Raw genomic sequence first — 17,893 nt, 5'->3', positions numbered from 1 at the left:
CCTCGGCACAGCGGTAGCGCTGGGACGGCGAAGGATTGGGCTTGCTGCCCGACGAGATGACGGGTCTCACGGGAGGCTTGGACCGCTGCCGGATCGATCGTCGTGACAGCAGTGCCGAGCTCTTCCTGCGTCGTGCTGATCGAGATGAGGCAGATGTAGCGGAGAAAGACAAGTGCGGTGGTGGGGTCGGCTTCTTGTTAGAAAACGTTGCCGTGTTCGGCGGTTCGGGAGGCGTTTTCGATTGGCCAGTCTTGGAACGTTGCGCCGTAGCCGAGATCAACTCGGTCTTCTTGCTGATGTCGCGGGTCGCTTGGCCCGCACGAATCGGCGCGCATGCCAAAAATATCGTTCGCCTAATCCCTGACTACAGCGGCACCGGCTCAAGGAGCCCCGGATACACCTGAAATCTTAGCCACTTGCTGATCCCGCGCACCGCGTGGTGCGCGGAGCCTGACTGCAGTCGGTGCCTCGACTCGTCGACCGCGACTGTTCCCGTCTGCTGTGGTGAAGGCGTGTCCTCAAGCTGGGCCCGCCGGAACCGCGAGATTCAGGAGCTCGCTTGCGACGAAGGGCACCGACCCTGTCTGCAAGGAGCTATGCCGCGAGTACGGCGGACGGGCTTCTGGCTCACTTGGCAACGAGAAGCCCTCCGTGACGGCAGGCGTTCCGGTGCCTCGTTAGGGATGCTCGAAGAGGCGCTGTCTAGGGGAAGATACCAGGGACGTCGACCCTTTCGAGATTGCCGTCGCTCGGCCCAGCATACTCCGGCGCCGGGTACCTCTCATGGAGGCGGTCAACGATTTGCGTTGGTGTGCCTCGGCAGTGTCGGGGCCATCCCGGTAGGATTCCTGTGGATGATAGCGCACCACCAGAGGAGCCCGGAGATGGCGCGAGCGAACCTGCTGCCTTACCTCGTTGAGGCCGAACGCCGCGGCGACAAAGACCGTTTCCGCGTACTGGTTGAGGCCGTCATCGTGGAGGAGAGCGCCAGGGAGAGGTTTCAGAATTGATGACAGGGCTTTCTCGGCAGAGAGCTGGTTCGTTCCCTGGATGTGATGCCACATGAACGCACCGGAACCTGAGCTCGACCTCACGCACGCACCACGAGGCGAACTTGCGGCGACGCAGCTTGTGGCAGCGGCGGCGGCTAGGGGCGACCTTGCCGAGCGCCACTACCTGGAACTCAAGGGACCGCCTGACCTGGCAAGCAAGGTGAACAAAGCGAAACTCGCCAAGTTCATCCTCGGGGCAGCGAACCGACTGCCAGAACGCGCAGCGGAAGCCTTTGAGGGGTATGGCGTTATGATCATCGGCGTCACCAGGAACGGTGCCGAGGGGGTGCCGCCAGTTGAAATGCTCGCGTTATCCCAAGTCATTCAGCCCTTCCTTGGCGCCAGAGGGCCTCACTGGGATATTGTTCGCGTTTCCGTCGAAGAATCGCCCAATCAGGTGATCGTGCTTCTTGTAGACCCGCCACAGACAGGTCAGCGGCCCTTCATATGTCGTGCAAACGGTGAAGGACTCCAGAGCGGGCGCATCTATTTCAGGGGCGACGGAGAGACGCGCGAGGCGACTGCAGACGAGCTTGACCTCCTCATAGCACGCGGCAGCGCGCGTCCGGCGGACCCGGTGGAGCTTGAGGTCAGCGTCGTCGGAACCGTGGTCCCGCTCGTCGTAGACGAAGACCGAACAGTAAACGAGTACATCGCAAAGACGAAAAGGCTCCTGCTCGATGCCCTCCCAGCTCCGGCCCCAGCAGCGCCGTCGGAGGTGCAGGGGCTCGGAGTGACGGGAGTCGTGGCAGGGCCTTGGGGCCTGCATCTCGGGGGAATGGGATTGTCAGAAGCTATGTTCCGCTCGGTGTCCGAGCAGACAAGAGGACTGGTCGGAGCAGCCCTCTTTGACAACACCGAAGTACCGGAGAAGCGGTCCGAACGGGACTACAAGGACGAGGTGGAGGCGTGGGCATCCGACTTCCGCGCCGCTTGGCCCGAAGCGCTTGAAGCACTTGCTGCCCGGCTCCTCGCGGCCAACGAAGTCAACATCGTGAACAAGACGTTGACATTCATGCATGACGTGAGGGTCACGCTGCACATCGAGGGGGCAGTCGAGGCAATCGACCGCAAAGGGTACGGGGGTCGGGTGCATCTGAGACAGGTGAGCTTGCCACTCCCGCCGCGAAAATGGGGTCCGACAAGGCGAGACGTCGGCCTCAACGTCGGGTACACCGCCAACTTGGCCTCTTCGATAACCGATCAAGGTGTTCGAGGCTCACGTCCCTACGTTCCACCGGCTGCATCGTGGAGGACTACCCGCTCAGTAAATGTTGACGTGAGCGTAGGAGACCTCAGACCCCAAGGGGACTTCGAAACGGACGACGGCGACTCGGTCCTGATCACAAGGGGGGAGACCCCCGAGGTGATTCGAGGGACCTGGGATGCGACTGCTCGGGGCTACAACGAAATCTTCAAGGGAGACGTGACCGTCTCTATTGCTCCACCGACGCTACTCACAGACCTCGTTCGGGAGGCCCTCGGGCTTGATTGATGAACCCGGGGTGCCCCCTTTTGCTACTTGTCAAGCCACGACGACTGTTTCGGCTGTGTTGTAAGGGCTGCCGTCTCTGAGCGCGGCCCAGGGGACACTGGGTCGGCGGTGAGTGAGGACGATGATGGTGGATAGGAACAGGACGCGTTTGAGTTGCTTGTTGCTACCGTGGCCAACGCGCTCGGACTCTATGGATATTCCTGGCCGCTTGGTCGTGGGTGCTAAGCCTGCGTAGGAGGCCAAAGCAGCGGCGCTGGTGAAGGTTCGTCGGGAGAGTCCAGTAGCACTCGACGCCTCAACCGCTTCCGGCTCCGTGAAGGGACACGAGCTTCCCCTCGGCGTGCGGGAGCTCTTATACGCCCAGCTCGCAGATGAGTTGCTTGTACCCGCCGCGCGGGCCTCCCGCACCCAGTGAGCGCACGCGCGTGAAGCCGATATCTGGAATGTTCATACGAACCCCTCGCTGGCTTGGAAACCAATGGCGGGGGCTAGGGAAAGGTCGGTCAGGGCTTGCCAGAGACCCGCGTCGATGGCTGCGGGGGTGGGTCCCCGATCGGCTACGTCGAGTAGTTCCCCGGCGAGTGTCAGGTCGGTTGCCTCCTGCAGTTCCAACTTGACTTGTGCGACCAACGTGTCGAGGGCGGCTCCGAGGACAGACCCCACGGAATCTGGAAGTTGTGCGACTGCGCTCTGGGCAGCGATCGCTAACCTGTCTAGGTCGTCGATCTCTGGTGCCGGCACTGTGGACGGCCAATCGGTCGGCCGACTACGGTGCAGGGCCAACGCCCATGAAGCCTGGGCTACCGTAGCGGCCAGCTCGCGGACCTTCGCGGTCGCGGCATCTACTGTCTGCGCCAACGGGAGTCCGGCTGCCGTGAGGTGCTGGTCAAGAGATCCGCCCGCCAGTGGGAGAACGGGTTGCTCACCGTAGTGCGCCATGATCACGGCTAGCGGAAGCGGGCGGACGCCATCGACCGCGAGCGCCCACACGTTGCAGTCGAGAGTGCGACGTGTATCTACATCAATGTTCGCTAGGGCGTTAACAGTTTCGTCCCAGTCCTGCAGCGCCGCTGTCACTAACCATCCGGTCTGATCGATGCTGGTAGGGGAGGGGAAGGGGTCCGGCACTGACTGTAGGACGGCGCCGGGAACGGCGGCTTCGATCACGGACAACACCGCATATTGTTGCTGTTGAGCCTTGGCTGTCGAGGCCGCCGTGATCGCATTGACTGCCGCATGGTCGCCGAAGCGCACTGAGGTCCAGGAATCTGGGTCGCGCGCAGAGCTGATCGCCGCCCGCGCCAGCCGCTCAAGTTCAGTGCTGAGTGCATCGGGGACTGGTTGATCGAGGCCGAAGTAGGTCGGAGTCAGCAATCGCGCGTGTTCGACCTTGGCAGCTGCATCTCGAAGCGACAATGCCACCGCGACGCGATTGTCGTTCGTTCCTAGATTGCTCAGCGCCTGCGCGGCGGCCCCGAGCGCTTGTGACACCGGGTCATTCTGTCGTTGAGCGTCATCCTCGCTGGCATGGGAAGCGGCTCGTTCTTTCGATCCGTCTTTCGGCGTAGAGGCTAGTTCGCCTGCTCGTTCGTTTGCAGCTTGCGCACGCTCGGCCCAAGCTTGCGCATGGTGAGGCGGGTCGTTGGCCCGTAGGCGGAAGGCGCCCTCGCTTGCAATGTCCACAAGTGCCTGGGCAATCTGTGACTGTTCGAGGAGCAGGTCTGTCCATGTCGGTGCCGCCGACAACATCCGGACGGCTCCCTGGAAGCCGACATTACGTCGGACTCCAGTACGCTCCTTGAAGACCTCGCGTGCCATGTGTTTGAAGCCGGGCTCGAACCCTCCGACCCTGTAACGTCGTCCCGACGGTGTGATTGTTATGACCGCGACATGACCCGCTTCCGGGCACGCGAACGCCAACTGCTGCGCCAATGCTACGACGAAGTCGTTGAGGGGATCGCTGCTGCTTGAGGAGGGGACGTCCCAAGTCATGCCGGGTGCCTGCTCCGGAACATCAAGACCATGCATGACCGTCACCGACGGATTAGACCCCGTCTGCATGGCTAACATGACAGCCGAAGGCTCGGCTCGCGCGATTGCCAGGGCGCGGTGCCCCACTGGTCCGAAGGTAGCCTCTCGGTTCTCGCTAGCGATGAACGGATTCAGCGCAGATATCAGACGCGTCCAAGCGTCGGCTTGTGTAGCGTTGATCGGTTCGTCAAACTCCTGGAACACCGCGCTAGCCTCGGATGCGCTGAGCGTCACGGATCCCGCCAGGGCCTCCAAGAGACGGACGGCCTCGACGAGAGTCCCCGAAGTGAGCAGGCTCACGACGAGGGTGGAATCGAGCTGTCTGGTAATGGCTTCTAACACAGGCGAACTACGCGGCGGCAGCGCTCGCGCGATCCGGGTCATCAACGTTGCTGTGCGATCGAACGCTGGTGCGCCGATCGGATCGAGGGACGTGTCTTGATTGCGAATTCCGTGGACGATTGGAGCAATTAGCGTCGGGGAGGTTCCAGGAGGGGCGAGGCGCTGAATGATCGGAAGACAGGTGGTGGCGTACACGATGTTGTCGGCCCGCTCGGCTCCTTCGAGGAGCTCGGCCACCCCCGAAGAGGTGGCACCTGGCTCATGAAGATTACTCGCAACCGCGTCGGCAACAGCGACGACGGTCTCCGGGAAGCGTTCGGCGGATCGACGTAGCAACCAGCCCGCTTCGTCGGCGGGGAGCAGCCGAGCTATGACGCTCAGGGTGTCGCCGAGCGTAGGGGGCGGGGCGTCGTGGAGCAGAGTTGCCAGTGTCTGCGACCGAAGCTCATGGAGCCCCGTCCAGATGTCGCCTTGCTCGAGGACGACATGTTCGTTCTTCAGTGTCGCCAGGGCGTCGCCGACCGCGCTGTTGCTTCCCGCGATAGCAGCGAGCGCATCTCCGAGCATTCGGGAAGTCAACGACAATCCGAGTGCGTGAGCTGCCAGAACAAGGCGAGCGGCCTCTCGCTGAATCTCTCGGCCGGGAGCCGCCAGCGCGGCGGCTTGTGAGGCGAGGACCTGTTCCAGGTGCTTGCCTTCGCGCAGCAAGGAGAGGAACTCCATGAGTAGACCGTCACTTCGCGCAAGAGCTTCTGCGGGGGCCATCTTCGTCGTAAGCTCGGCGCGCTCGACACGCTCTGCAATTAGCTCAGCGGTGAGGCGGTCGAGCACAGGCTTGATTACACGTGTACTGCCGTTCAAAAGACGGGGACTGAAGTCCTCTTCGCGTGCCGCACCGATTTACCCGAACCGGACGGCCCGACGATGACGGTGTACTCGGAGTTTCGAGCTGCCTGTGTGATCTGGTCCATCTCGTCAGCCCGGATCACATCCAGACCCTGTGCGATGTGGATTGGGGCCCCGTCCACGCCCAGATAGAACCGGCTCGCGGACGCTACCCCTGTGGCCGAGTAATCTGCGGGGCGGCACACACCTGCGGACACTGCAGCATCCAAGCCGTTAACGTCGACCGCTGACTGGACCTTGTGCAGCACGGTGTCAACGTCGCTGAGCGTAAGCGTTCGGGCTCGGTTGAGGTCCAAATGACGTTGGTCCGCACTTGCCTCCCCAAAGGCTTCGTACAGCTGACCGACAGTGAATGAAGCAACCGATGGATGAACACCTTGCGTGTCGCAGAGGAGTGCTTCGGTCTGCTCGCGTAGGTTCCACGGCAACGACACGAGGTGGACACGTCCCAACACGCTGGTTGCGTCTGCTTTGGTCAGGCCCTTGGCGACGAGGGCGTCAGCTAGAGTTATGCACCGCTCAGGCTGTGCGGCAAGTGGTTCGTCCCATCCCGTGAACTGCAAGCCTGAACCGACGCTGCCATCGGTGACGATAACGATCGGGCCGGTCGTCACACGCATGGCGTGCAAGATTGCGTCGCGGATTCGTGAAGTCCCTAGCTGTCCCGCTCCAGCGCTGACCTCCTTCACCTGCACCAAGGTCTCGTCGCCTGTAGCTGTTCGACAGTCGAGGTCCTCGAAGCCTTCGGGAACCAGCGTGGTGAACGGCAGGATGCCTGCACGAGACATCACAAGCACGTGCACCGAGACAGCAAGCTGCCAAGTGACACCAGCGACGTTGCGCGAGCCGTGCCGCAGCTTCCCCCACAGCTCTTCGCGGGCGTCGCTGTCCGTAAAGTGTGGCGGCACTGGAGCATTGTCATTTCTTGGCGCGATTGGGCTTCGTCGACGTGTCCTCTGTCGAGCCTTACCAGACGAACCCATGGTGTTTCCCTCCCGAAGGTCTACTCTGGTCGATCGAGCCCGGGTTGGGCTCGTTCCATAGAACGATGATAGCGATGCTCACCGACGCCGCATGCGCCGCCTAGCACTCCGGGCAGACTGCATTGAAGATCATGAAGTGGTGAGGGCGGGTGGACATTGTTCGCGCGCGGACCCTAGCAAGCGCTTGCAGGGCCGAAGGTAACTCCTTGCCAACAGTAGTCGCGTTTCTGGTCAATGACTTCGGGGAGGATCCGGAGATCCAGTCACAACTGCGGGAGTCATTCAGTTGCGGTGTGGTTGTCGGGAATGAGTCCGATCACCTCGACGCTCAGATCACAATGGTCCAAAGCTTGGCTGCGACACGCCGGCGGGACACTACATCTAGGGGGCGGTTATCCACAGAAACCACTACATGTTGTGCCTGTGGAAATGTGAAATAGAGTTATCCACAGCCTCTTAGGTTTGCGTCTGCAAGAGCGCATGCAATGGGACTTTTCGCCGAAGTAGCAACGGTTGTAGACGACAAACAACACTGTGGCGTTCGCTATACGCTGGTGAGCTTTGTGGATAGATGGATCATACAGACCATTCCCCTTCAAAAGCCGGTGTGAATCCACAGGTGCAGCGGGAACACGGCTCGGTAAAACCGCCCAGGTGTGTGCTAATTTGGTCCAGGAAATAAGAGAGTTACATGCGTGTTATTCAGCTGTACTTACCAACAAATCTCACTGGAGGTTAGGGTTCCCAACTTAGCTCAACTGCTGAACAGCTCTGCATTCTGTGCAGACGAGATCCCCCATGTATCCCGTGACGTGGCCATCCTCGGCGACCATCACGGCACCATTGCTCGGGAGCGTTCCTGGGGTGGGTACCACCAGTTCAAACCATTGAGATCCACAGTCGCACAAATGCGAGGCTGTTCCTTGGAGTCTGTCACGGTAGTGGTCTAGCTGGATCACGCTGCTCATTAGTTTTATCCCTACTAAAAAAGAAAGGAGGATATCAAAGTATGGTAAACAGAAATCCACTAGGCCCAGACGGTACGTGGAAGACCGGACAAAGGGTATACGTTGGTGGTCGTTACGTCGACCAGTTCGGAACTCCGTTCTACCTTGACTTGGGCGCAACTTTTCCCCCGACCCAAGTCGGGAAGAAAAGTATTTGCGGTTTCTACCGAGAAGCGATGACATTTAGTCGAAGCGACGCTGTCTCCTAGAAGCTACTGCTTGCAAGCACGCCGTTGACCGATGGTTGTTGTAGCAACTCTTGGTTGGCGGCGTGCAACAATACTAACCACCTTCTTGACCCCTGGGGGGCACATTCGGCGATGTGTCACAAATAGACAAGGATTCCCGTTTCCCTGTTTCGTCGACGCTCCGTGGCGCCCATTCAACGTTCGGTTCCATGCCCGGAGTCACTTTGCGAGAGCCTGATTCTGCTAACGGTGGCCTGTAGAGGGCAGGGCTACTGGATTCCTTCTAACCAGGACGCAACAGCCTCTGTCACGGCGGCCTGATCGTAGTCCTCCGCCACGAAGGCATGTCCAGCCCTGCCCATTCGGGTGGTGTCCTCCGGGTGTCTCAGTAGCCAGCCAAGAGCCTTTGCGAGGTGCGCTGAGTCTCCAGTCCGATAGAGAAGTCCGGTCCGACCGTCCTCGATCGAGTCGACCGCACCTGTGGCGTCTGTGGTCACAACTGGGAGCCCCGCTGCAGACGCTTCGAGCACCACGTTGGGGAAGCCCTCGCGGTGTGTCGGCAGGCAGAAGATGTCCATTCCCGGGTACTCGTTCTCAACCGCATCAGACCTTCCAGCGAGGATTACGTTCGGATTGCGAGCCAGTAGCTCTTCCAGGCCACTGCCCTCTGACCGGCCAATCACCACGACGCGGTGGTCAAAGCCCTGGGCTGCGAGAAGACGGCTCGCCTCATCCAGTTCGCGCAGCCCCTTGTCCTCGTGAATGCGCCCCACATATCCGATCACTGGAACGCCTCCCTCGACACCCCACCGTTGCCGGGCTTCACCCCGCAGGCGTTCGTAGTCCTCACCGGCAGCAAAGCGCTCCACGTTGACGCCTTTCGAGCTGCCTCTGCCTAGGACAGTGATCGGCTTACACGTCCTCGAAGCGAGGCCGAGTGCATAGTAGCGTTCAGCGAGGCTGCGGCTCACCGCAAGGCGTTCGGTTGAGAGCAAGACGGTCAGTTTCTCGAGGGCGCCAAGAACCTTGCGCTGGAGGCCATTGGCTGTCTCGAGGCGAAGACCTCGGATCTGGTATATCCGCACGGGCACGCGCGCCGCCGCGCTCGACAACATGCCAAGGAGAGCGGCCTTCGGTGTGCCAGCCATGACGACGTCGGGCCGCACTTCCTTAAGAAGGACATTCCAGTCAGCAAGAGACCTGAGATCGGCGAGGGGGCTCGGCTCTCGCGCCATTTCGACCTCGTGTAGTACGACGCCGGGAACCGCGAACGGTTGCTCGTCGCTTGGAACGGGCGCGCTGACCACATGCACCTCCCACCCATCGCTAACCAGCTGAGAGGCAAGCCCTCGAAGGAATCCTAAAGACAGGTAGGAGGTGACTCCGAGGAGGATGACGCGGTTCGCAGACCCTTTGGGTGCAGATGAGAGCATAAAAACACTGTACCGTCGCCCGTAGCACCGTGTACGGTCCACCATTGGTTGCGGGTGTGATTCTGTGCGCTATTGCAGCCGTAAGTTCAGCGATAGGAGAACGGAGGAATAGCATGGAATCATGCGAGTTCTCATAACCGGCGGCGCCGGCTTCATCGGTTCGAATCTGTCCCGTTACCTCCTTGAGAATGTCGAGGGCGTGCAGGTGCGCATCATTGACGACTTGAGCACTGGGCGACTATCCAGCCTAGATGGCCTGGACGTGGATTTCATTGAGGGAAGCATCCTCGACTACCCGACTCTCTTGGCAGCGGACGAGGGCGTCGATTCCATTGTCCACCTGGGTGCAATTCCAAGTGTTCCTCGTTCGGTTGCAGCCCCACGTCCCTCTCATGAGGCAAACGCTACGGGCACATTGAACGTTTTGGAAGCCGCCCGTGAGGCGGGCGTCGACCACGTCGTGGTTGCGTCCTCTAGTTCCGTGTACGGCTCCAACCCTGCGTTGCCGAAGAACGAGCTGGTGTGGACTCGGCCGATGAGCCCATATGCGGTTAGCAAGCTCGCGACTGAGGGGTACGCACTCGCATACCAGTCCTCTTACGGTCTCAAGACCCTTCCGTTCCGGTTCTTCAATGTCTATGGGCCACTGCAGCCTGCGGACCATGCCTATGCCGCTGTGATTCCGAAGTTCCTCGATGCAGCGCTCGAAGGCCAGCCTGCTCAGATCCAGGGAGATGGCCTCCAATCGCGGGACTTCACCCACGTTGACACTGTGTGCGCCGTGATAACGGAAGCAGTCAAGAACAAGACTTCCAGCGAATACCCGGTCAACCTGGCCTATGGCACCAACACAACGCTGCTGGAGTTGCTGGAGGAAATGGAATCGCAACTCGGCTTTCCGATTGACCGAGAGCACGTCGAGCCTCGAACAGGTGATGTGCGGGCTTCACAGGCTGATGGCATCCGCATCAAGGAACTTTTCCCCAATGTGAAGCCGGCTCCTCTAGCGGATGGCTTGGCAACCACTATCGAATGGTTCCGTTCTATCAAAGGATCTGAGGGCGACAATGAATCTCGCTGAAACAAAGCTGGCCGTAATCGGCCTCGGGTATGTAGGTCTGCCACTTGCCGTCGAGTTCGGGAAGCAGTTTCCCACGGTTGGCTTCGACATCAAGGAATCGCGCGTTGCAGAGCTCCAAGCTGGTCACGATAGGACTCTCGAGGTCGAGCCGGAGGAGCTCGCCTCAGCAACGCAGCTGACAGTCACTGCGGACGAGGACGTCCTCGACGATGCCAATGTTTTCATCGTTACCGCACCCACCCCCATCGACAAGTTCAAGAAGCCGGACCTCACACCACTGCTTGGGGCATCGCGCACCGTTGGGCGTCACCTGCGTCCGGGTGACGTGGTCATCTTTGAGTCCACCGTTTACCCCGGCGCAACCGAGGAAGACTGCGTGCCAATTCTTGAACAGGAGAGCGGGCTGAAGCTGAACGAAGACTTCTTTGTCGGCTATTCTCCGGAGCGGATCAATCCGGGCGACAAGGAACGTCGTGTCACGAACATCATGAAGATCACGTCCGGATCTACCCCGGAGGCCGCTGACTTCATCGACGACCTCTACCAGAAGGTCATCGTGGCTGGCACCCACAAGGCACCAACCATCAAGGTTGCTGAGGCAGCCAAGGTAATCGAGAACACTCAGCGTGACGTCAACATCGCCCTCATGAATGAATTGGCAATCCTGTTCGGCAAGCTCGGAATCAACACGCGGGACGTTCTCGAGGCAGCCGGTACGAAGTGGAACTTCCTCAAGTTCACGCCTGGCCTGGTTGGTGGTCACTGCATCGGCGTTGATCCCTACTACCTGACACACAAAGCGCAGTCAGTGGGGCACCACCCTGAGATGATTCTGGCAGGTCGTCGCATCAACGACTCCATGGGTCCCTACGTTGCCTCGCAGTTGGTCAAGGAGATGGCGAAGCGAGGCGTACAGATCAAGGGAGCCAAGGTCCTAGTCCTGGGTCTCACCTTCAAGGAAAACACCCCTGATCTTCGCAACACCAAGGTCATTGACGTTATCCGAGAGCTGGAAGACTACGGCATCGACGTCGACGTGCACGACCCGTGGGCTGATCCAGACGAGGCGGTTGAAGAGTTTGGGATTGAGTTGGTAGAGACAATCCCCGAGACAGCCTACGACGGCGTCATTCTTGCCGTGGCACACAGTCAGTTCGCAGACTCAGCTCAGTATGAATCAACGCTCAACGGATCCAGTACAGCTGGGCCCGTAGTGTATGACCTCAAGGGTGCGCTCGCGCCTAACGTGTCAAGCTTGTGGTTGTAGTAGGAGGTTGAATGGTTTCGCTCCAGAACGTTTACGACCGTTCTCCGGTCTGGTTACAGCATGTGATGACAACTGGTTCAGGGCTGCAGAAGAATCGGAAACGCTACGGTAAGGACTACTGGGACTATCGCGATTTCCTCGCGGAGTTCGACGTTTGGCCACTAGAGAGGAAGCTCGAGTACCGCGACATGCGGCTAAGAGGGTTCATTGCCCACGCTAATGAGAATAGCCAGTTCTATCGCGTACTCTACCAGGGCTTAGACCTCAGCGCCGTCAGCACTCCAGCGGACCTCGGCAACCTGCCGGTGGTCGAGAAAGAGTTGTTGCGCTCCCACATAGAGCAGGCGTATACCGTCTCTCGTGAGGGGTCGATTGAGGGACACACCGGCGGGACCACGGGCAAATCCTTAGTTGTGAGGAGTACGCCCAGGGACTCCATGGAGAGAATGGCCCAGCTTGACCATTTCAAGGCGCGCAACGGGTTTGAGAACCGCAAGATGCGAAAAGCGACCTTCATGGGCAAGCACATTGTCCCTCCGAACAGCAAGAAACGCGTCTTCTGGCGCTACAACGCGGCCTCACGCCAGATGCTCTACTCCACATTCCACATAACCGAGGGAAACTTGCCAAGCTACGTGGCGAGCCTCAACAAGTTCAAACCGCAGGCGTTGGATGGATTCTTCACATCGATGGTCGATGTCGCCAGCTATGTACTCCGCAACGACATCAAGCTAGATTTTCGCCCAATTGCCATCTTTCCAACGTCGGAGACGGTGACTGACTCCGGTCGGGAACTTCTTGAACAGGCATTTGGTGCCAAGGTCTACGATCAGTACGCCTCGTCTGAAGGCGCACCATTCATTACCGAGTGCAAGTTTGGAACACTGCACATTGAAGCCGGAACAGGTGTGTTCGAGCGTAGGAGCGAAGATTCTGACGAGGTCCTGGTCACGAGTTTTACTACGCATGGCACCCCACTGATTAGGTACGCCATTGGTGACTCCATGGTGCTCGGGCCCGATATTGTCTGCCGATGCGGGATTGAGAGTCCGACTGTGGTCTCTATACAAGGACGGAACGATGATTTCCTGTACCGCCCAGATGGGGCCAAGATCAATGGTGGGAACGTGGCCAACCTGTTCAAGAACCTGCCTAATGTGGTGATCCGCGCACAGCTGGTCCAGGATCGCGTGGAAGCTGTTAAGATCCTCCTCGAGGTCGATCCGGAACATTACGGAGCGGAGCATGAGGCGTTGCTGCGAGAAGAGTTCCAGCACAAGTTTGGACCCGAAAGTCGACTGACAGTGGAAGTTGTCGAGAACATCCTGAGGGCTCCGTCCGGTAAACACAGGCTGATCGTGAATCGTGTTTCGGCAGGTTGAAGGCCTCGACACGAGACCATCGTGCGCGTTGTTTGCGAGCAACACGGCCCCTTCTGATGCTGAGCTGCCCAAAAGCCAATCGCGGTGATGCGGTGTCGCTCAATGTTGGCGCTGGCCGCGCGTAACGCCGATCCCGTGAGAACCCGAGCCCGAGGGGACTCCCCTCGGGCTCGGAGGACGCGTTGCCGCGAGGTGTGCTTGGACTTTTGTCGAGCGCGCGAAACGTCCGCTGCGCCCCAGCGCGGAGACCAGGGTGGTCGCAGCGGAGAAGCATGCAACCCGCGAGTACTGGCTGAGTGGGGATGTCCAGAGCGAGGTAGATGCTAGGGATTTCATGGATCTCGGAGAGAGGAAATACGTGCCACGCCTGGTTGGGTGCCCCCAGCGCCATGAGCGGGACGTCCTCCTGCCTCGCGCTTTGACTCCCCTGATCCAACTAGCATCTCGAGGTGGCTCGAGATCTGGCAGGACAATGTCATCTGTGTCTGCGGCGTTCACGTTGGTCATTCCCGACACGGCCGTTCAGTGGGCCTTCGAGCCACAGCTAGCGTTGCCGGTCTCATCGAGTCCGGGGTAGGGCGCCAGCCTGGATCGCCTAAGCACTTTTGTCGCTTTGGGGGAGCTAACTGAATCCGCACATCTGGAAGCATGTCAAACGCTGAGCTGCTCAGATAGTATCCCTGACGGCCCGTCGGCGCAGCAATCTGTCGGCCCATCAGGTACGTTGCAGTATGCGTATCTTAATCCTTGCAGCGCCATATGCTCCTCACAACTCTATCGGGGCGGTTCGCACTTCCAAATTCGCAGAGTATTGGTCCCGAGAAGGCCACGACGTTCACGTTATCACTCGTGAACCGACAATCTTCGGTCTCGAAGAACCACTCAACCCCGGGATATCAGTACAGAGGATCAAGGACCCGCTCGGGAAGGCCTCCACGAGCGGAGCTGCGAGGGTGCGTTCGAGCAGCCATGGGTCAGCAAAGCAGGTGGTGCTCAGTGGGCTGCAATCAGTTGCTCGAAGCGTTCTGTGGCCTGACCGACACGTGATGTGGTCTGCCAGGACACTGTTCACTCCGCTGCGCCTGCCCTGGAAGCCGGACGTTGTGGTCGTCAGTGTCGGTCCAGTAAGCGCGCTCGCACCCGCACGTCGCATTGCACAATCGTTTGGTGTACCACTAGTGGTAGACTACCGTGACCTCATTTCTGATCGGGGGACTTTTGGCGGTACTCGAGTCTCCCCTAGGCAATGGTTGACGCTACGCTTCGAGTGCGCAATGAGATCATATGCATCGCTGTTCACAGCTGTTACAAAGCCGATGGTTGACTTGCTCGAGAGTAAGACCGGTACTCCGACAGTTCTCATCACGAACGGGTATGAGCCCCGCGATTTTGAAGGAGCATTGTACGCACCAACTGAAAAGGCGCTCGTCATCCGATACGTTGGGACTATATATGCAGGCCTCTATGACTTGACACCTTTGTTCCAAGCCATCCGACGGCTCCGCGACACCCGGGCTGACTTGAGTGTACGCGTTGAGTTCTACGGCGCGGACTCACACGAGGTGCGGGCCCTAGCAGAGGAGCTTGGCGTAAGCGATTCCGTAGAGTTCCGAGGTCGGGTATCCCATGTGGACGCGGTCCAAGCCCAGGTGCAGTCGGATGTTCTCCTTCTGATTTTCGGCGGTCATCCGAGGGAGAAGGGCGTCCTGACCGGGAAGCTCTTTGAGTACTTAGGAGCGCAGAGACCCATCCTCTGCATTGGTCTTACAGAGGGTGAGGCGCCGGACTTGATTCGTGACAGGGACCTGGGTTTCGTGAGCTCGGATCCGCAGGAAATCGTCGAGTTCCTTCTCGGCGCTGCGCACGAAAAATCCGTAACAGGTGCGGTCAAATACCACGGCAGGGTCGACTCGCTGGAGCACACCCGGGAAACGCAGAGCCTGCGAATGTTGGAGAGCCTCGAAAGACTAGTGTGCGCCGCTGAGACCACTAACGACTAGTCACGGCTGAGAAAGTGTGCACAGTCGCCGCTGCATCGAACTGAGCGCGCATTTCAGCCAGGGTCGGTCACAGCGTCAGGTGGGTGGCATCTCACCGATGATAGACACCACTTATGGCGTACCTCCGCCGAGCACCGCGCGTCAACTCTTCTATAGTGGGACCTATGGAAGAGGTCGGTGCTTTGAGGCCCGTAGCGCGTGCCAGGCCGACGATGCGCGCTCGGAGCTTGGTTACCTGGGCGCTACTCTTCACCGTCGTAGTGGTTCTGATACCGTGGCCACAGATATTCGAGGTAGCAAACGGCCTGCCAATGTTGGACCGCGAGGTCTACCGGACAAAGATTGAGGAACAGCGAGTTCTTCGAGACCTATCTTCGATTACGAGTCTTGCTGGTCTATTCACCAATGAGGTCTTGTGGGGCTGGCTTCTGGATTTTGCTGTCACGACCCTCGGGCTTTCGGTAGATGGTGTCTTTCTAGGGATATCGGCTGTTGCTATTTTCGTGGCAGCGCTCGTGGTCCTTAGGGCCGAAGCCCCCGCATATCTCCTGCTGTTGATAAACCCACTTTTCATTGACCTGGTTTTCTCACAGATGCGCGGAGCGCTCGCTGTAGCCCTGCTCTCGGTGGGGTACCTGCTCCGTTGCAAAAAGGTCCGCACTTGGTGGCTCGCCGTGGTCGCAGGGCTTCTTATTCACACCGCAGCGTTTGTCTATGTGGGCATCGCGATTGCCGCGTCCCTAGCCGGCCGGTCTCTGAAGCGGTCAGGTCCACAGGCTGCTCTGATTATGACGGCGGCTGCCGGTGTTCTTTTTGCTGTGGTTACGGGACCTGCACGCGACCTACTGCTTGGGGCCGCAGGGGACCGGAGGTACGGGGCCGAAGGATATCTTTCAGATCTAAGTCTCCGTTACATAGCGATCTGGCTACTCGTTCTCCTAATTCAGTTGGTGGACTGGCGCTCGATGGTAAAGACCTTTGATGGGCGTGCCTCGACAATCCTATTGATCATGGCCCTCCTGGGCGTGCTCTGGGGGGGATACCCGGGGAGATACATTGCCTTGGGCTTGCCGTTTATCATCGTGGCAATCACAAGGCTCGGGTCGTCCTATCGAATTCCGCTGGTGTTTGCGTACGTTGTGGCCATGTTCCTTTCGTGGGGTGTCTGGTTGAGGATCGACTGGATCCGTTTCTGGGCCTGACGCGGCTATTGGTGTGAGAGCGCCTCTATCTTCGAAGATGGTGTTAGTGGGTGAGCCGTCGCAAGAATCAAGTGCTAGATGGCCGCCAACGATCGCCAACGGTTTGCTACGCTAGGTGACGTCGGAGCTGGCCTGCCGGACCGCGGCCCGGTTGCAGATCCTGGGCGACGCCGATGGGTGAATCGTCAGTTCCTTTAGCGGAGCTCCTCGCGCTGACGTTCTTCACCGGTAAAGTAGATTTTTTCCGCCAGGACCCGGGTTAGATTCGCTGCGTCGCAGAGGTCTTTCCACCGAGATCGAGGGCTATATGATTCGCGTTTTTCGATGACCTCGAGCACTGCATCCGCCGCCTTCTTGGCGCTCGGAGAAGCAGGCAGTAGCACGCCGGTAGAGTTACCGGCACAAAAGAGTTCGGGGGTGCCTCCAACGTCTGTCGCAACCACTGGAATGTCGAATGACATCGCTTCCATTATGCTCACGGGGACGCCCTCGGTTTCGCTCAAGTTGATGAACGCATCTACGGGGGTTCTGGAATAAAAGTCCATTAGCTCCGCGTTTGGGACGGGCCCACGAAGGTCGACTAGCAGATTGGGGTGTGCCGTAGTGGTTACTAGCTTCCGTACCTCCTCTAGACCAGAGCCTCCTCCGAAGTGGATCCACTCGAGCGGGTATGGGGCGGCTGCGGCTGCGGCCGCTAGTACCTCGAAGATCAGAGGCACTCGTTTCAGTGGAATGATGCTTGAACAACTCACAACTCGCGCAACGTCGCGGCTCGCACCGACTCCAGCACCATGGTCTTTCGTTCCTAGCCGCTGGACCGAGATTCTGTTCCTGTAACCCGGGTAATGTGCCGCTAGGTACTGCGCGCCGTTGCTGGAGATGGGAAATACGAGATCGGCATTCTCGAACATCAGATGACGGAACGGTATATAGCCATGTGTACGCTCTTCGTAAATGTCGTATCCGTGCAGACGGACGCAAGAGCCCTTTGAAGAGCTGCCTAGCAGGGCAAGAGGGAGTCCCCCATTCATGCCCCAGAATCCGTAAAGATAGGTCTCACTGAGAGGAATACCGACTTTCTTCAGGTGATTCTCAATGACTACGGCCGCGGAGGACGCCCGCAAGGCGTGCACAACAGCCCTCGCCCATTGGGTCGGCGATGGCACCGATCGGTGCTTTAGGTCGTCCCGTAATAGCTTGAGACAGTAGGAAACGGAGTGCGCGACATGCATCCGACTCGAAAGCCAGCCTGTGGAGCGTTGGCTCATGGGCCCCATGTACTTCACATTCTCGGGCACGGTCACAAGAGGGCCACTGGGAGTGTCATATGACCAGATCAAAACCTGGTTGAAGTGGTCAGCGAGTCCATCAATCTCATTACATATGAACGTGGAGTCCCCTCGGGAGTCTGGGAACTGGTTGGTCAGCATTATGAGCGTTCCCTTATGATCCGACATTTGTAATCACTCCGTCTACCGAGGTCACGGAAACCACTATACGGGCACGCTGGCGCAGGGCGAACCA

At 59.1% G+C, this 17,893-nt stretch carries 12 protein-coding genes and 1 pseudogene; 8 read left to right on the top strand and 5 right to left on the bottom strand.

The window, feature by feature from the left end; genetic code table 11:
- Positions 1-41 precede the first annotated feature (41 nt).
- The 3 genes from IDL90_RS11060 to IDL90_RS11050 all read left to right on the top strand — a co-directional run bounded on the left by IDL90_RS11060 (position 42) and on the right by IDL90_RS11050 (position 2,547).
- Positions 42-404, top strand: a complete 363-nt coding sequence (locus tag IDL90_RS11060) for a hypothetical protein (protein WP_187995482.1) — start codon at positions 42-44, stop codon at positions 402-404.
- A 480-nt stretch (positions 405-884) separates the two neighbouring features.
- Positions 885-1,010 carry a hypothetical protein gene (locus tag IDL90_RS11620; RefSeq protein WP_262509172.1) on the top strand — a complete coding sequence of 42 codons (126 nt, stop codon included), beginning with the start codon at positions 885-887 and terminating at the stop codon, positions 1,008-1,010.
- 52 nt (positions 1,011-1,062) lie between these two features.
- Entirely contained in the window at positions 1,063-2,547 is a 1,485-nt protein-coding gene (locus IDL90_RS11050; RefSeq protein WP_187995480.1) for a hypothetical protein, read from the top strand.
- A gap of 30 nt (positions 2,548-2,577) precedes the next feature.
- Here IDL90_RS11050 and IDL90_RS11045 read toward each other — a convergent pair.
- From IDL90_RS11045 to IDL90_RS11030, 4 genes and pseudogenes are all read right to left on the bottom strand, one after another.
- Positions 2,578-2,823 (bottom strand): annotated as a pseudogene (locus IDL90_RS11045) (transposase); the annotation flags it as partial.
- A gap of 171 nt (positions 2,824-2,994) precedes the next feature.
- Positions 2,995-5,781 carry a hypothetical protein gene (locus IDL90_RS11040; protein ID WP_187995476.1) on the bottom strand — a complete coding sequence of 929 codons (2,787 nt, stop codon included), beginning with the start codon at positions 5,779-5,781 and terminating at the stop codon, positions 2,995-2,997.
- A complete protein-coding gene (locus tag IDL90_RS11035) occupies positions 5,778-6,734 on the bottom strand; it encodes a hypothetical protein (protein ID WP_187995474.1) in 957 nt (318 codons plus the stop codon). Before IDL90_RS11035 ends, IDL90_RS11040 begins: the two co-directional genes overlap by 4 nt.
- Before the next feature lie 1,539 nt (positions 6,735-8,273).
- Positions 8,274-9,437: a glycosyltransferase family 4 protein gene (locus IDL90_RS11030; protein WP_187995472.1), complete on the bottom strand. Its 1,164-nt coding sequence runs from the start codon at positions 9,435-9,437 to the stop codon at positions 8,274-8,276.
- A 121-nt stretch (positions 9,438-9,558) separates the two neighbouring features.
- Between IDL90_RS11030 and IDL90_RS11025 the strand changes: the two genes are divergently transcribed.
- The 5 genes from IDL90_RS11025 to IDL90_RS11005 all read left to right on the top strand — a co-directional run bounded on the left by IDL90_RS11025 (position 9,559) and on the right by IDL90_RS11005 (position 16,369).
- The gene (locus IDL90_RS11025; RefSeq protein ID WP_187995470.1) at positions 9,559-10,518 is read left to right on the top strand and encodes an NAD-dependent epimerase/dehydratase family protein; all 960 of its coding nucleotides are present in this window, start codon (positions 9,559-9,561) and stop codon (positions 10,516-10,518) included.
- The gene (locus IDL90_RS11020) at positions 10,505-11,785 is read left to right on the top strand and encodes a nucleotide sugar dehydrogenase (RefSeq protein WP_187995468.1); all 1,281 of its coding nucleotides are present in this window, start codon (positions 10,505-10,507) and stop codon (positions 11,783-11,785) included. Before IDL90_RS11025 ends, IDL90_RS11020 begins: the two co-directional genes overlap by 14 nt.
- Positions 11,786-11,796: 11 nt before the next feature.
- Complete coding sequence (locus tag IDL90_RS11015; RefSeq protein WP_187995465.1) at positions 11,797-13,167, top strand: phenylacetate--CoA ligase family protein; 1,371 nt, start codon at positions 11,797-11,799, stop codon at positions 13,165-13,167.
- Positions 13,168-13,898: 731 nt separating this feature from the next.
- Positions 13,899-15,167 carry a glycosyltransferase gene (locus IDL90_RS11010; protein WP_187995463.1) on the top strand — a complete coding sequence of 423 codons (1,269 nt, stop codon included), beginning with the start codon at positions 13,899-13,901 and terminating at the stop codon, positions 15,165-15,167.
- Positions 15,168-15,331: 164 nt separating this feature from the next.
- A complete protein-coding gene (locus IDL90_RS11005; RefSeq protein ID WP_187995461.1) occupies positions 15,332-16,369 on the top strand; it encodes a hypothetical protein in 1,038 nt (345 codons plus the stop codon).
- 194 nt (positions 16,370-16,563) lie between these two features.
- On the opposite strand, the gene IDL90_RS11000 is transcribed toward IDL90_RS11005, so the two are convergent.
- Positions 16,564-17,826, bottom strand: a complete 1,263-nt coding sequence (locus IDL90_RS11000; RefSeq protein ID WP_187995459.1) for a glycosyltransferase — start codon at positions 17,824-17,826, stop codon at positions 16,564-16,566.
- Positions 17,827-17,893 lie beyond the last annotated feature (67 nt).

The organism is Schaalia sp. JY-X159, from assembly GCF_014525425.1.
Taxonomy (GTDB): Bacteria; Actinomycetota; Actinomycetes; order Actinomycetales; family Actinomycetaceae; genus Scrofimicrobium.
The sequence above is the reverse complement of the archived record's forward strand: the minus strand, read 5'-3'. Positions and strand labels throughout refer to the sequence as shown.

What these genes read in the sequence shown, in the direction of transcription:
- IDL90_RS11050 (WP_187995480.1), top strand. Translation starts at nt 1,063, where the DNA reads ATGAACGCACCGGAACCTGAGCTCGACCTCACGCACGCACCACGAGGC.
- IDL90_RS11015 (WP_187995465.1), top strand. Translation starts at nt 11,797, where the DNA reads ATGGTTTCGCTCCAGAACGTTTACGACCGTTCTCCGGTCTGGTTACAG.
- IDL90_RS11000 (WP_187995459.1), bottom strand. Translation starts at nt 17,826, where the DNA reads ATGTCGGATCATAAGGGAACGCTCATAATGCTGACCAACCAGTTCCCA.
- IDL90_RS11005 (WP_187995461.1), top strand. Translation starts at nt 15,332, where the DNA reads ATGGAAGAGGTCGGTGCTTTGAGGCCCGTAGCGCGTGCCAGGCCGACG.
- IDL90_RS11620 (WP_262509172.1), top strand. Translation starts at nt 885, where the DNA reads ATGGCGCGAGCGAACCTGCTGCCTTACCTCGTTGAGGCCGAACGCCGC.
- IDL90_RS11020 (WP_187995468.1), top strand. Translation starts at nt 10,505, where the DNA reads ATGAATCTCGCTGAAACAAAGCTGGCCGTAATCGGCCTCGGGTATGTA.
- IDL90_RS11030 (WP_187995472.1), bottom strand. Translation starts at nt 9,437, where the DNA reads ATGCTCTCATCTGCACCCAAAGGGTCTGCGAACCGCGTCATCCTCCTC.
- IDL90_RS11025 (WP_187995470.1), top strand. Translation starts at nt 9,559, where the DNA reads ATGCGAGTTCTCATAACCGGCGGCGCCGGCTTCATCGGTTCGAATCTG.
- IDL90_RS11010 (WP_187995463.1), top strand. Translation starts at nt 13,899, where the DNA reads ATGCGTATCTTAATCCTTGCAGCGCCATATGCTCCTCACAACTCTATC.